Raw genomic sequence first — 14161 nt, forward strand, 5'->3', positions numbered from 1 at the left:
GTGCGTTGATTAAAGGTACGCGTATATTTGTTGCGTCATGGTTCGTAACGTTTACGGATGTCCTCCAGCTCTTTCAGCAAATCTTCCTTAAGCTCCGGCGGCGAGAGGATCTCCACCTTGGCACCGTAGCTTAGGATCACCGAGACAGCATACGCTTTGGTGTAGAAGATGGTTTGGACATCCAAGCATCCCTCGCTGGAGGCGCATGCATCCGGAAACTGCTCGATCACCCGCGGACCGGCGGACGGATCGAAACGAAGATGCGCCTCAATTCCCTGCACTTCCTCTTGCTCCTCCCGCTCCAGGCCCTCTCTTCGGAGGAACGTGTTCTCGGATATTTCAAGACCGGTTATGCGAGATACCCTGAAAATTCGCTTCGACTCCTGGAGCAAGCAGTAAGCCTCCAAATACCAGACGCCTTGTTCCCAGTACAGCTGCAGCGGCTCCACTTGCCGCTCTGAGCGGCTGCCGGATGCGCTGGTATAATGAAGGGTTATCAGGTTCGAGCCTTCAATGGCTTTCAACATTTGCCGGACCCATGTCCGCTCATGTTCCGACGTGCTCATCTCGACTATGATTTGTTCATGACATCCTCCGTTCAACAGGGCAGGCTGCAGGGTTCCGAGCTTATTCATGATCGCTGTATATCTCCCTTTCACAGTCCCTTCGATGCCCTTTAAGAGATTATAGATAGCCAAAAAGTCATCCACGGAGAAGTGCTGCCTCGTCAGGTAGAACCCGCTCATCAGTTCAAACCCGCCATCCGCACCGGGATAGGAAGCGATTGGAATGCCGGCCTGATTGATGAGGTCCACATCGCGGTAAATCGTGCGAACCGAAACCTCGTACCTAGCAGCCAGCGCCGTGGCGGTCACTCTTCTTTTGGTCAACAATTCCATCGTAATGCCAAGCAGCCGGTCCAGCTTCATCGTTTACACTCCTTGCGTTTTCGTCCTTTTTGACTTCTGAATCGAATGTTAAACCATAAATCTTGACATCTAGCATGTCAGGATTAAATTACGTTCCCGTTGAAATAGGGATTATTTTTATGAAAAGCAGTAGATGAGGCGGGACAACAAAAAAGCTCCGTATCACGGAGCTTCCTGCATAGATTATATCATATTCAGACGGTCTCACTGCTGCTGAAGCCATCGGATGGCAGCAAGCTTTTCCCGCTGCTATAGCAAACGGCAACGTGTTGCGGTTTTACGCTTTCCACTCGACCCATTGGCCATCCTGCGGAATTTCGATTCGCGAGCCAAGGCCTTCAGCTGCCAGACGACCGGACAGCGCTTCTCTTGTCACTAGGCAGTGGTTGATGGCTTCCATATGGACCGCAACGGCCTTCGTATATGGAGCATACCGCAGCAGTTCGACCACATCGTCCTCATCCATGATGATCGGGTCCCCCGCGAGAAACCGGGCGCCGCCGGCATTGACAACCGTCATATCGGGCTTATGTGCATCGAGCGCTTCTTTCACTTCATCGCACCAGATGGTATCGCCCGCTATATAAAGCGTCGGGTGTCCTTCTGCTTTCAGAATAAAGCCGGATACCTGCCCCATCATCTGGCCGATCTCACCGGTTCCATGCCGGCCGCCGGTTCGGATGATCGAGATTCCTTCATATTCCAAGGATTCCGATACTGCCGTCACGGACGCAAAACCCTGTGAAGATAAGGTATCCTCATCTCCCGGTTGGCACAGGATCGGCGTTGACTTCGGCAGTGCGTAGATCGCGTCTTGATCCCAGTGATCCGGGTGCAGGTGCGTGACCAGCACCGCGTTCGGACGGAGCTTGTCAGCCATGGAGAACGGCAGCGGGACAAGCGGATTCCGTCTGTCATTCGCGGAGTTGAAGACGGGCGGGTTCGCCTTGGCATCGCTAAACATCGGATCGACCAGCAGTTCAAGATGGGCGTACTGTATTCTTAACGTAGCATTACGTATAAGCTGAAGTTTCACTTTCATTTCCCCTTTGTTTCAATTAATATGGTTCTTAAACCCATTATAGAGATCGCTATAATTCCTGCCTACGGCTTCGTGAAAGGAATTAGGGGAACTCACTTTCATCGTGAAAGGAACATTCGCATGCCAAGCGCTCATGAATTCGACGAAGTCGATCTTCGCATATTGCAGCACCTGCTCGAGGATGCAAGCCTGTCTCACAAAGCGATCGGACAGCGGGTGCATTTGACGGGACAAGCCGTCGGGGCCCGCGTTCGCAAGCTGCAGGATCTGGGTGTCATTGAAGGCTTTACGCTTCGTTGGAATCCGGACAAAATCGGTCTGACCGTACACGCTTTTGTCACCGTGTTCTTGGCCTTACATACGGCTCACTCTCCTTTCCTGTCCTTTATTCAGTCGCACGACATGGTCGCCGAAACCCACCGCGTCAGCGGTGAGGGCTGTTATTGGCTCAGGGTACGGGCGGGTTCGCCCAAGGATTTGAACGATTTTCTGGAAGAGCTTCTGAAGTACGGGAATTATAAAGTCAGCCTGTCCATTGACCAGGTCAAATAAAAAGAAGAAGCAGGCTGTCCCCAGGATCAGCCCGCTTCTTCTTTTAAAACTATTGTGAATTTTTCATATGATGAAATTTAAATATACTTCCGTTTATTTTACCGCGTTTTCTTCAGCCATCAATTCCCGCGCATATTCGTTCAGATTGATGGACCGGCCTTGATTCAGCCTCGATTTCTCCGCTGCGAACGCGATAAGATGGCTCCGCACGGAGGCGCTTGCCGACGTCAGGCTCTCCTGTCCATTATAGCTCCGAACCTCTCTCAGGAAGCTGGCCACGATCCCGCTGTCGCCCCCGCCATGTCCGCTGGATTGCGAAGGAATCGTAATCTCCGTCTTCTGACCGGTCAGGAAATCGTATACCGTGATCTTGCCTTCCTCTCCCCGAAGCTCGCCGCGGGTACCCATAATTTGGATTCTGCGCTCCTGTTCATGCGTAAATCCGCACATGCTGAACATCGCGGTGGCCCCGCCCTCAAACTCCATATTGACGACCTGATGATCAACGACGTTGTTATCGCTCCGATATACGCAGCGGCCATAGTCCGTCTCGCGAAGCCCCTGAATAATGTTCGGCTTGGTCAGCTCCTGGGTAAAATGCCTTGCCCAGCCCTTGTACTCATCGCTCAAGTAAAACCGGGGAGCGGAATAGGGACAGACGGGTTCCACTTTGCAATCCAGGCATCGGTCCCCCGAGCCTTCGGGCGCCTGGTCCTCACGAAAATGCATCAGCGAGCCAAACGAAGTGACCTGCGTGCAGGGACGGTCCATCAACCAAGACAGCACATCCATGTCATGGCACGATTTGGCCAGAATCATCGGGCTTGCCTTGTCGGAGTTATTCCAATTCCCCCGCACAAAGCTGTGCGCCATATGCCAATATCCCACGTTCTCGTTCAACTGGATCGAAGCCACCTCGCCGATGGTCCCTTCCTGAAGCACGCGTTTAATGGCACTCCAAAAGGGGGTATACCTCAGCACATGGCATATGGTCAAAAGCCTGTTGTTACGGATGGCGGCCTGCTCCATCTCCAGGCATTCCTTCGGTTCCGGGGACATCGGCTTCTCCAAAAGCACGTGATACTGTTTCTCCAAGGCCTGCATGGTTGGGCCATAGTGCATACGGTCCTGCGTACAAATGACGGCGATATCGGCAAGCCGGGCCTCGGCCAGCAGCGGTTCCCAGGTTTCGTAACACCGCTCCGGCGGGATGCCATGCTCCTCGGCAAATCGGGTGCGCCGCGCCGGATCGGCCTCGGCTACGGCCACGAAGGCCAGTTCATGCGGGTAGTCCAGGGCATAGGGGGCATACCCCCCGGCGCCGCGCGCGCCTGCCCCGATCAATATGGCTTTCAATTGTGTCATCTCATGTCGCTCCTTTAATGTTCTGGTAATTGTCTTATTCGGTATATCGGTCGGCCGCGGATTGATAAATGGACAGATAGCGCTCCGACCCCATCTTTTGCAGGTTAGCGACATACTGGTCCCAGTTATCAAAAGACTCGTTGCCGGCTATGAATTTGTCCCGCATCTCGTCCACGTACGTGTGAATGTCGGTCTGGATTCCGGTAAGCTCGGACTGCTCATCGGCCGTAAAGTTAAACGGCGGCCAGACCTTGTCTTGAGGGATGACGTACGGCTCGGCTTTCTTTGCGTTTTCTACGGACGTCGGCAGGCCTTCCGCTCCCTTGAAATATTTCTGCGTCACGAAGCCCGGATAATATCCGCCGGGCCATATCAGATACTGCCCGACCGCTTGGTCCAGGTTGAGACCCTCCGGATTGTTCTTGATTTCGTCCACGTAATCCACATTACCGGCCGCATCTTCCTTATACGTTTCGTCTTTCCAGCCCATGAAGAACATGCGGATGCCTTCGTCGCTGTAGAAATAATCCATCCAGCGGATCAGCGCGGCCGGATTCTTCGCTTTATCGGTCAGGACAAACATCCCGATGTTCCCCAGCGGGGAGCCTGTAGCGCTGAACATCTGATCGCCGTGCGGCCCCTTCAATACCGGAAGCCCCACATAACCCTCCTGGTTGTAGATGGCGACCGGGTCCACGTTATCGACAACGCCGAGAAGGCCTTCCACGCCTTTGGCGTCCACCTCCGTGCTCTTCACGGACATGATATCCTGCTCCAGCAGGCCGTCCTTATACAGTTTGTTCACGAATTGAAGCAGTTCCTTGTATCTTGGATCCGTCGGAATGAACCGGACCTTCCCGCTCGCCGGGTCGGTATCCACGTTAATGTTCGAGGTTCCGTGATAATTAAGGCCGAACGAACCCCGCAAATAGTTGACGATGCCGGCGGTTCCTACGCCACCCCAAGCATATTCATCCTTCTGGCCGTTGCCGTTCGGATCCTTCTCCTTGAACGCCTTCAACATATCGTAGAATTCATCCAGCGTCTGCGGCTCTTGAAGCCCAAGCTTGGTCAACCACTCCGTCTTCACCCACGGCGTTCCGTACAGCACGGACCGGAATTCCGGGTCATACAGCGTCGGCAGCCCGTAAATGTTGCCGTCCGGCATCGTAATCCCCTTCTCGATGACCGGATATTTCTCCATCAACGCTTTAAAATTCGGCGCGTATTGATTTATCAGGTCATTCAACGGGATAAAAGCGCCCTGCTTGCCGTACTTCAGCAAATCCGCCCTCGGGAATGCGGAAGCATAGAACATCTCCGGATAATCGCCGCCGGCAAGCAGCAGGTTGCGTTTTTCGGCCAAATTGTCTTTATGCACCGTGTCCCACTGCACCTTGATATTGGTCATTTTCTCATATTCCTGCCACAGTTTGATGTTGTTCCAGTCGGCATTGGCAAAGAACTTTCCGGCAAAGCCGGTCACCGTCATCTTGTCGTCGACAATCGGAAATCCCGTTTCATTTATCGCGGCTTTCCCTTCATCGGCCGAGTCCGTTCCGCCCGAACCCTTCGGGCTGCAGCCCGCCGCCAGCGATACCGACAACATGCAGGTCAACAGAAAACTTCCCCATTGCTTCAGCTTCATCCGTAATCCTCCCCTTTATCGTGTTCCATCCATTTATCCATGCAAGGAATTTATCCTTTGATGGCCCCGATCATCACGCCTTTGACAAAATATCGCTGCAGGAACGGATAGAGCGCCAGCACCGGAATATTGGCCACGACCAACACCGCGTACTTGATGCCCTCCACTTCCCTTTGCTGCTTGATCGCCGATTCGGTCGACATTTTGACCATGTCGTTCGTTTGTCCCTGAATCAGGATTTCGCGCAGGATGAGCTGCAGCGGAAATTTATCTTTGTCCGACAGATACAACAGTGCATTGAAGAACGCATTCCAATGACCGACCGCATAGAAGAGAATGGTCACCGCGATAATCGGCATGGACAGCGGCAATATGATCCGGGTCAATATTTTGATGTTCGAGCAGCCGTCGATGGTCGCGGCCTCCTGCAGCTCGCCGGGAATGGACTGCTGAAAGAAGGTGCGCATGATGATGATGTTCCAGATGGATACGGCATTCGGGATAATCATGACCCAGAGCGTGTTCAGCATGCCGAGGTTCTTGATCAGCAAATACGTCGGAATAAGCCCTCCGCTGAAAAACATCGTGAAAACCAATAGTGCCATGATGGCATTTCGCCCGACAAAATCCCTCCGCGACAGCGGATAGGCCGCAAGAATGGTCATCGTGAGGTTGATGAACGTGCCCAGCGATGTGTACACCAGCGTGTTGGTAAAGCCGCTGATGATATCCTGGTTCTGGAATATTTTCGCGTAGGAATTCAGGTTGACTCCCTTTGGCCACAACAGCATCTCGCCCCGCAGAACCGCCTGCGGGTCGCTAAACGATGCGCTGAGCACAAAAAGCAGCGGGTACATGACGATGATGGTGACCAGGATCAGAATCGCATAGTTGATGACATTAAAAATACGGTCCCCTCTGGATTCAATTTGCATGGTTCGATGCTCCCCTCTTTACCAAAGACTTGTTTCGCTAACCCGCTTCGAAATAAAGTTCACCGCAACCAGCAGAATGAAATTGATGACGGAATTGAACAATCCGATCGCCGCGGAGAAGCTGTACTCGGCATTCTGGATCCCCATTCGGTAGACATAGGTGGCTATAATGTCGGAGCTCTCCATATTCAGGTTGTTTTGCATCAGGAGCACCTTCTCGAACCCGATGCCCATAATGCTGCCCATGTTCAGGATCAAGAGGATGATGATCGTTGGCATGATGCCCGGGATGTTAATATGCCATATGCGCTGAAGCCTGGTCGCACCATCGACACGCGCGGCTTCGTGCAGCTGGTTGTCAATGCCGGCAAGGGCAGCCAAATAAATAATGGAGCTCCAGCCCATGGTCTGCCATACATCCGACAGCACGTACAGGGACTTGAACCAGGAGGGCTCCGTCATGAAATTGATCGGCTGGCCTCCAAACATTTCAATGAAATGGTTGATGATGCCGTAACGGGGGGACAGGAAGATCATCATCATCCCGACAACGACCACGGTAGAAAGAAAGTGAGGAGCATAGGTGATGGTCTGCACGAATTTCTTGAAACGTTCGGCCCGTATCTCATTCATGAGCAATGCCAGAATAATCGGGATCGGAAAACCGACGGCCAGGCTGTATAAACCGATGCCCAGCGTGTTCTTGATCAAGCGCCAGAAATAATAGCTGTTGAAAAATCGGTCAAAGTGCTCAAAGCCGACCCACGGACTGCCCCATATCCCTTGCGTTGCAATAAAGTCCTTAAAGGCGATCTGGATGCCGTACATCGGAACGTACTGGAACAGGACGTAATAGGCGATGACCGGTGAAATCAGAGCATAAAGCTGCCAATTACGAAGGATGCGATTCCACATGAAGCGCTTACGCTTCGTATCGGAAACCGCTTTTGCTGCGGGCTGCAGGGTCGTATTTGCCAATGAGCATCACCTCGGTATGTATTGGTTAATCTAGAAACGCCAACAAAACAAACAATTACATTCCATGGTCCCCCTGCTCAACCGGATTCCTTCTGGGGATCGTGTTCTCTTCCTATGGATCCAGCGGGTAAAGCACTCGGTTTACGATTTCCCTCCTTTGCTCCGTTATCGTCATCTGACAAAACGACAACCGCATTAAGGCTCAGTTATTCAATGCGGCATTCCAGGAATTCCATGTCATAAATAATGACACCTTCTGAGTTTATAAATAAAATCCGATGGAGTCGGACGTTATTCTAGTGATTTGGAATTATTTTTGGACAATATCATGTTATATTTGGATTTATTTTGGATAGATATCGATACTTGCATGAGTTTGAACTTGCAAACCGAAGGGTCTTCAACTTCTCTACGGGGAATATTTTGTATCACTATATTACCTTTATATAAAAGGAATGAAAACGCAATCAAATATATGAATGGCATGATACAGGCGTTGATTACCTAACTCCAAAAAAGGAAGATTCAGCGCCAAACACCTCATTGATTTTCACTCATAATAATATAGGCATTTGGCAAAGTCAAACACTTTTTTGGATATTTTTGGCGTGAAATGATTTATTTTTTGGTGAGCAACAGCAAAAAACAGCCGCCGGTTTTCAAGCCGACGGCTGTTTGATCATTTTCTCTCTTCTTCATATGTCAGTTAATTAAACATGATAAGTTATATTTTACTCGTTTCGGGTAAATCTGGAGGATTCCCGCACAATCAATGAGCATGGCAGCAATATCTTGGTTGCCATCGGGAAATGGCCATCCAAATAATCCACAATCGATTTGGCCGCTACCCTGCCGATTTCGTATTTGGGAACGGATACGGAGGACAGCGGCGGCGTTGTGTACTGGGCCACATCGATGTTATCCATTCCTACGATCGCGATATCCTCCGGTATGCGGCCGCCGTTCTCGACGACGGCCCGCATGGCTGGAATGGCAAGCATGTCGCTTGCACAAAAAACTGCCGTCGGCCATTGCCCTTTGGGAAGCCCTCCCAATAGCTCGGACAACTTACTGAAGCTTCGATCCACGTTCCATCCGGTGTTCATCTGCCACTCCTCGCGCACCTCCAAGTTGGCCTCGAGCATAGCGAATTTGTATCCGACATACCGTTCCTCGCTTTCCATCTGCTTGGAATATGCGGGGCCTCCGATATAAGCGATCCGCGAATGCCCTTGGTCGATCAGGTGGCGTACGGCTGCCCTCGCCGATAGGATCCGGTCACAGTCTACTACCGGGACGTTCAGCCGGTCATCATTCAAACTCACGCCCATGATGGCAACTCCGGCCTGCTGCATCAGCTCAAACAGCTCCTTGTCGTACCAGCTGATGGCTACAATACCCTGCGCTCCCGTCTCCCTCAGCATGAGCCGTATCCGGTCCGCATCCCCGACCTCTTCGCATGTGCGGACGATAGCCGGGGGCTGGCCCAGCTCCTCCATTTTTTTATGAAAACCGGCTAGAACCGTTGAAAAATACGGGTGATCGTCCATCAAATGTTGGGGGACGACACAGACAACCCGTTTGTCGGCCGTATTGTAAGCATGTACGCTTCGGGGTGGTTCATGTAGTTTATAACCGAGTTCAAGCGCCGCTTCCCGAATTTTCTGCTTGGTTTCTTCATTGACCGGACGGTTAGCATCGTTGCTGATGGCCCGCGAAACCGTGGATATGGATACGCCGACCCTTTCGGCGATGTCTTTAAGCTTAGCCAATCGATCTCCTCCTCCTGCAAAATTTGGAACCAAATTTTCCGCTATCATTGATCATAGCATAAACGTTCCGGTTGGAGGGCGTCAAATGGATGTCCATTTGGCTGTACGAGGAGTCTCGGCCTCAGCCGTAGCTACTGCTTTCTTCCCTTATCGTATTTTAGTAACAAAGCCGGTCTCAGCAGCGATGCTGCCGGAGCATCGCAGGTCCCGGAGCAGCAGGCTGTTACAATCGGTCATGCCTTCAAGCATCGAGTGCCGCGTGATCCGTGCTCTCCTGCTTATTGGATTGAAACAGTACAAGCGACACAACCGCGGCTATCGCAACGCCCGCAGCGCCGATCCAGGCGATGGACGACAACGAAATTCGTTCGATCGCGATCCCTCCGATACCCGCGCCTGCCGCCATGGACAGCTGCATCATGGACTGGTTCAGGCCAAGCATGACCCCCGAGGAATTCGGCTCCAGCTGGACGAGATTATACTGCTGCGTGGGCCCGGATGACCAAGCGGCCAGCGACCAAATCACGAGTACGGCAAACACGAGCATGACGGATGCGCCCGCATCGGTAAAAGTCAGGACGATTAAAGCAATAATATGCAGAAGCATGCCGCCGATTAAGGTAAGCGGTACTCCCCATCTGTCCGTGCTGAACCCTCCGAACTTGGAGCCGATGAGACTGGCAATGCCGAAGGCAAACAGGGCTGAACTGATCCATTGTTCGTTCAAACCGCTCACGTTCAGAAGATATGGGGACAGGTACGTATAGGCGACGGAATACCCGCCCAGCCAGAAGAACGTAATCGCCAAACCAAGTGCCACTTTGGGTTTCTTGAGCAAGGCGAACTGCTGGAGCAGCGGGACAGTGGCATCGCCTGTTGTTTTGGGAATGGCCTTATGCAGGACAAACATCGAAAGAATCCCCAGGACGGCAATCAACCCGAACACCGACTTCCATCCAAAAGCAGCGGCTGCGACTCGTCCGAGCGGAACGCCTATGATGAGCGAAGCCGTGAAGCCCATGACCACCGTGGCGATCGAACTCGCCTGCTTGCCTGGCGGCGCGATTTTGGCGGCGATTCCAAGCGCCGTGACAACCACCATGCCAGCGCCCATCGCCATAAGTACGCGGGCGATGACAAACGGGATATATCCCGGCAGAGCGAATGACAAAAGATTGGCAACCACAAACACGCCTAACGAATAGACCAGCAGCTTCCGTCTCTCCACCTTAGCCGTCAATGCCATAAGCACGGGAGTCAAGATTGCGTATACCAACGAGAAAATCGTGATTAGCTGGCCGGCAGCGGTGATGGTAATCCCTAACGAATCCGCGATTTTATCCAACACCCCCGATATGATATACTCCGACGTCCCTACTAAAAAACTGACGATTGCCAAAACATAAATTTTCCATGAACCTGTCATGATTCCACTCCTTTATTTTGTATTTACATATCGTGAATTGTCGATATGTTAAACCAATGAAAAGACATATCGCAATATATAGATACGTAATACGGAACAAAACTGAATATTCCTTACTCTAAGGAAACATTCAGTTCCTGTTCTATATCTCCTGCTTCAAATACTCTCCGATTTCCCGGATCACTTCTTCATCCCGCTTATAATACGTAAATTTCCCCAAGCGTTCCGTCTTGATCAGGCCTGCCCGATTCAGAATCGATAAATACTGCGATGCTGTGGACTGCGTCATGTTCAATTTCTCGGTCACCTGGCTTACGCATACCCCGATTTCCCTCATATCAATCCCTTCGTGGGGCGTAAAATGCTGTTCCGGTTCCTTGAGCCACTGCAATATTTCCAGTCTTGATTCATTGGACAACGCTTTAAACACTTCGATTGGTTTCATACGTATCATTATATCGAGATTTATCGATATGTCAATCCTAATTCCTACGGTTTCTTGTTGAACCAGCAAAAGCCGATCCCGTTAGGATCGACTATTGCATAAAAACTTTCGTTGTCCGTCAAGCTCCTCCGGCGGATATGCCGTAGCGTTTCACGGCACTCGCGTAGAACCATTCTTCTGCCGTCTGCAGCGCCGTTTCTTCATCGATCCAGCCCGACGTGACCCGCTCCCACAGAAACTCGGCAGCCAGCTTCTTCACAAGCAGGATCTTGCCGTAGCTCCATTCCATGCATCGGGCATCCGAAACGATCACCGAGCTTTTACTGGCCGGGAGTGCTTCCAGACGGTACTGCATGCTGTCCCGGTACGTGCTTGCCCGGAAGTTGAACCACCACATCCCCCCGACATGAACGTTCGGAAAATTCCAGGCAGCCTGCACCGCATCCAGATTGTTCAGCTCCGACGCAAGCACAAGCTCAAAAGGACAACGGTATGTCTCGAATAAAGCGGCGAGCTTCAGGATCCGCTCCGTATCGTTCGCAGGGAACGCCGTGCCGCACCATGACCTCTCGACGCCCAGAAACAGCTGGACTAGCAAGCCGTTTCGATCGGCTGCCGCACAGATAAAGTGCAGCAGCTCCATCAAGATGTCGTCACGTCCGCTTGCCGAGCCGATCTCCCGGCGGAGGTTCGCGCTCGATTCATACCGCGGCAGCGTGGTCATAATGCCCGGGCAGCCCGCATCTTTATAACCGTCAAGCTGCCGGTTTATCTCGTCCCGTACCGCGTGAAACGTCCAGGCCGGTTCGTCGGATTGCACGATCTGATCGACCCATCGACCCAGCGCTCCGTCAATCCGGGGAATCCATACCGCAGGATCCCGCATGCCTTGAAATGCAGCGTGCTCCGGATGGTTCACGACAAACCGGCGGATATTCATCCGGTCTGCCGTTTGCTGTGCCCATCCCTCTTCGGCGGCCGAATGCCGCACTGCGGTTATGGCTTCCCTGATCGAATCTTCATCCTTGATCCCGATCCCGTATAACTCGCGCATAATGGAAGTGAATGTCCAGTTCATCAGCGTGCTTCTCGTCGAGCGGTAGGCATTCAGAAATACAGCTATGCGTTCCTCCTCAGGCAGCTTCTCCGCTCCATCCGGATAGCCTCCGGCTTGGAGCTCCCGATAGAACCAGAAGTAGTGCGCGATTTCCCAGAAATCCCTTGCGCCAAGCCGATCGCCGACAAGGTGGGTATGGGTATCAAAGACCGGCAGTCCCATAATTCGCTCAAAAAACACGGCTTGTTTGCCGCCGTTATCATGCAGGCTCATGCCAACATCTCCTTCGCTTCAAAAATCGCCTACTTTCGATTTTCCGAAACGACGACGCCCTTCCCTTCGTTGTAACGGTCGGTCGCTTCCTTGATGATTTCAAGGCCGCCTTTTTTCTTATATTCCTCGATTACGTTCGGCCAGTCCGAGATCGGTTCCCTGCCATAGATCATTTTGATCATATGATCAAGAACCAGCTTCGGGCCCACGTCATCGCCCTGCGGGGCAGCATCCGGATATTTGGCATACGCGTCCAGTGCAGGCGAGAAGCGTATCGATCCGAGCCCTTCCTTGAAGACCACGGTATCCATATACTTGATCATGTCCCGCCCGTCTTCCGTCAGCTCTTCTCTTGCCTTGTTATAAACCATATCGTGCACAAACCAGAACATGGCGCGGAAGCGGTCCTCATCCATGGCCTCCGGCGTAGTCGGCGCCGTGAACTTTACCGTTCCATTCTCATTCGTATAGGTTTCGCCTTCAATTCCGAACGAGAAGTACGTTTCCGCCTCCGGCGTCAGCATCCAATCGAAAAACTTGATGATGCCGATCGCCTTTTCCTCCGACACCTTGCTGTTAATGTAGTAAGACGTATTAATGCTGGAGTATAGCAGATGGCCTCCGACGTTCTCGGGTCCTTTCGGCGCAGGAATGATGTCCAGTTTAGCCTCCGGCACGGCGTTCTTCAGCTTGCCTCGGTATTCCGCGAGCAGCTGCGCGTTGGCCGACCACATGCCCGATTTGCCGCTCTCGTTGTTTTTGCCGTAGTCACTGGATGTCAAGGTTGCAAAATCCTTCGGAATCAAGCCTTCGTCGTACATGGTCTTATAGGTCTCCAGCGCCTTCGTCATATTCTCCACGTCGAAGAACTTGGGTACGACCTCCCCGTTCTGCAGCTCAAACTGGGACGGCAGCACATCAAAAGCGCCTAATATCGTATCGGCATATTTAAAATTCTCCCGCATCTGATACGGGAATTCCACGCCTTCCTTCTTCATCGCACGCATCACGTCCAGAAACTCGTCCACCGTCTTGGGCGCCGGAAGGCCGGTTTTCTCCAGCAGATCGGTACGGATGAACAACGCCCGCCGGGACGGATTGGACAGCCAGGCCGGGATTCCGTATATTTTGCCGTCATAGCTGGTCTCCTGCCACGCTTCCTTCGGCACGCTCTTCATCAAGTTCGGCGCATGCTCCTTCAGCAAATCGTCAAGCGGCATGAATACGCCGGCCTCTACGGAGCCGGACATCCCCTTGCTCGTGGCCCCTCCCACGTTCTGGACAACGTCAGGAATATCGTTGGAAGCGAACATCAGCGTCATTTTGCTATCGAAATCCTTCAGCGGAAGCATCGTCAGATGAATGTCCGTATTGGTCCGCTTCTCAAGCTCCTTCACCCATCTCTCTTCGTTCACATCCTTCGAACGCTCGGCGTGTTTGTTCCCGCTGGTTGCCATGGACATCGTAAAGGACAGCCTGCCATCAACCGCGGCCCCGGACGAACCGGCTTTCCCTCCATCCGCTTCCTTGGCACCGTTACAGCCGACTGCCGTTAAGGCGATTAGCGCACTCATCACAATAAAACTCCATTTTCTTCTCATCCACATCGCTTCCTTCCCTATTCTTGCAGATTGCCTATCCAGTTGCTTCTACATGACTGCCCGGATTTCGAGTCTCACCGGCTTTGGATGAAGCCGGATAGCCCGCTCCCCCCGAAGAGTATCACCATAGGTTATAAA

Annotated in this window: 12 protein-coding genes; 1 reads left to right on the forward strand and 11 read right to left on the reverse strand. The window is 52.3% G+C overall.

The annotated features are described in order from the left end of the window. Positions 1–35: 35 nt before the first annotated feature. Together RB297_RS12175 and RB297_RS12180 are read right to left on the reverse strand one after the other, a co-directional pair. The gene (locus RB297_RS12175) at positions 36–929 is read right to left on the reverse strand and encodes a helix-turn-helix transcriptional regulator (RefSeq protein WP_096776146.1); all 894 of its coding nucleotides are present in this window, start codon (positions 927–929) and stop codon (positions 36–38) included. Positions 930–1206: 277 nt separating this feature from the next. Beyond that, entirely contained in the window at positions 1207–1965 is a 759-nt protein-coding gene (locus tag RB297_RS12180; RefSeq protein WP_375120537.1) for an MBL fold metallo-hydrolase, read from the reverse strand. A 126-nt stretch (positions 1966–2091) separates the two neighbouring features. On the opposite strand from RB297_RS12180, the gene RB297_RS12185 reads away from it, so the two are divergent. After that, positions 2092–2523, forward strand: coding sequence for an Lrp/AsnC family transcriptional regulator (locus RB297_RS12185; RefSeq protein ID WP_036660077.1), 432 nt, complete (start codon positions 2092–2094; stop codon positions 2521–2523). Positions 2524–2616: 93 nt separating this feature from the next. Here the strand turns inward: RB297_RS12185 and RB297_RS12190 are convergent, their stop codons facing one another. The 9 genes from RB297_RS12190 to RB297_RS12230 all read right to left on the reverse strand — a co-directional run bounded on the left by RB297_RS12190 (position 2617) and on the right by RB297_RS12230 (position 14023). Next, entirely contained in the window at positions 2617–3888 is a 1272-nt protein-coding gene (locus tag RB297_RS12190) for a Gfo/Idh/MocA family protein (RefSeq protein ID WP_192570955.1), read from the reverse strand. Positions 3889–3922: 34 nt separating this feature from the next. Further along, entirely contained in the window at positions 3923–5536 is a 1614-nt protein-coding gene (locus RB297_RS12195; protein WP_090909321.1) for an extracellular solute-binding protein, read from the reverse strand. Positions 5537–5586: 50 nt separating this feature from the next. Then, the gene (locus RB297_RS12200; RefSeq protein ID WP_375120538.1) at positions 5587–6471 is read right to left on the reverse strand and encodes a carbohydrate ABC transporter permease; all 885 of its coding nucleotides are present in this window, start codon (positions 6469–6471) and stop codon (positions 5587–5589) included. Between the two features lie 18 nt (positions 6472–6489). Then, the gene (locus RB297_RS12205; RefSeq protein ID WP_192570954.1) at positions 6490–7449 is read right to left on the reverse strand and encodes an ABC transporter permease; all 960 of its coding nucleotides are present in this window, start codon (positions 7447–7449) and stop codon (positions 6490–6492) included. A gap of 731 nt (positions 7450–8180) precedes the next feature. Next, positions 8181–9221, reverse strand: coding sequence for a LacI family DNA-binding transcriptional regulator (locus RB297_RS12210; RefSeq protein WP_096776151.1), 1041 nt, complete (start codon positions 9219–9221; stop codon positions 8181–8183). Positions 9222–9462: 241 nt separating this feature from the next. Next, entirely contained in the window at positions 9463–10647 is a 1185-nt protein-coding gene (locus RB297_RS12215; protein WP_375120539.1) for an MFS transporter, read from the reverse strand. 142 nt (positions 10648–10789) lie between these two features. Continuing rightward, positions 10790–11092, reverse strand: a complete 303-nt coding sequence (locus tag RB297_RS12220; RefSeq protein WP_375120540.1) for an ArsR/SmtB family transcription factor — start codon at positions 11090–11092, stop codon at positions 10790–10792. Between the two features lie 118 nt (positions 11093–11210). Then, positions 11211–12422 (reverse strand): glucuronate isomerase, encoded by a 1212-nt coding sequence (locus tag RB297_RS12225; RefSeq protein WP_375120541.1) that lies wholly within the window; start codon positions 12420–12422, stop codon positions 11211–11213. A 29-nt stretch (positions 12423–12451) separates the two neighbouring features. Continuing rightward, positions 12452–14023 (reverse strand): extracellular solute-binding protein, encoded by a 1572-nt coding sequence (locus RB297_RS12230; protein WP_096776154.1) that lies wholly within the window; start codon positions 14021–14023, stop codon positions 12452–12454. Positions 14024–14161 lie beyond the last annotated feature (138 nt).

Origin of the sequence: Paenibacillus sp. CR_12 (assembly GCF_041953985.1) — a bacterium.
Classification (GTDB): domain Bacteria; phylum Bacillota; class Bacilli; order Paenibacillales; family Paenibacillaceae; genus Paenibacillus_AQ; species Paenibacillus_AQ lautus_A.

Coding starts and splice junctions, on each gene's coding strand:
- RB297_RS12220 (WP_375120540.1), bottom strand. CDS start 11,092: ATGAAACCAATCGAAGTGTTTAAAGCGTTGTCCAATGAATCAAGACTG.
- RB297_RS12185 (WP_036660077.1), top strand. CDS start 2,092: ATGCCAAGCGCTCATGAATTCGACGAAGTCGATCTTCGCATATTGCAG.
- RB297_RS12215 (WP_375120539.1), bottom strand. CDS start 10,647: ATGACAGGTTCATGGAAAATTTATGTTTTGGCAATCGTCAGTTTTTTA.
- RB297_RS12225 (WP_375120541.1), bottom strand. CDS start 12,422: ATGAGCCTGCATGATAACGGCGGCAAACAAGCCGTGTTTTTTGAGCGA.
- RB297_RS12175 (WP_096776146.1), bottom strand. CDS start 929: ATGAAGCTGGACCGGCTGCTTGGCATTACGATGGAATTGTTGACCAAA.
- RB297_RS12230 (WP_096776154.1), bottom strand. CDS start 14,023: ATGAGAAGAAAATGGAGTTTTATTGTGATGAGTGCGCTAATCGCCTTA.
- RB297_RS12195 (WP_090909321.1), bottom strand. CDS start 5,536: ATGAAGCTGAAGCAATGGGGAAGTTTTCTGTTGACCTGCATGTTGTCG.
- RB297_RS12200 (WP_375120538.1), bottom strand. CDS start 6,471: ATGCAAATTGAATCCAGAGGGGACCGTATTTTTAATGTCATCAACTAT.
- RB297_RS12190 (WP_192570955.1), bottom strand. CDS start 3,888: ATGACACAATTGAAAGCCATATTGATCGGGGCAGGCGCGCGCGGCGCC.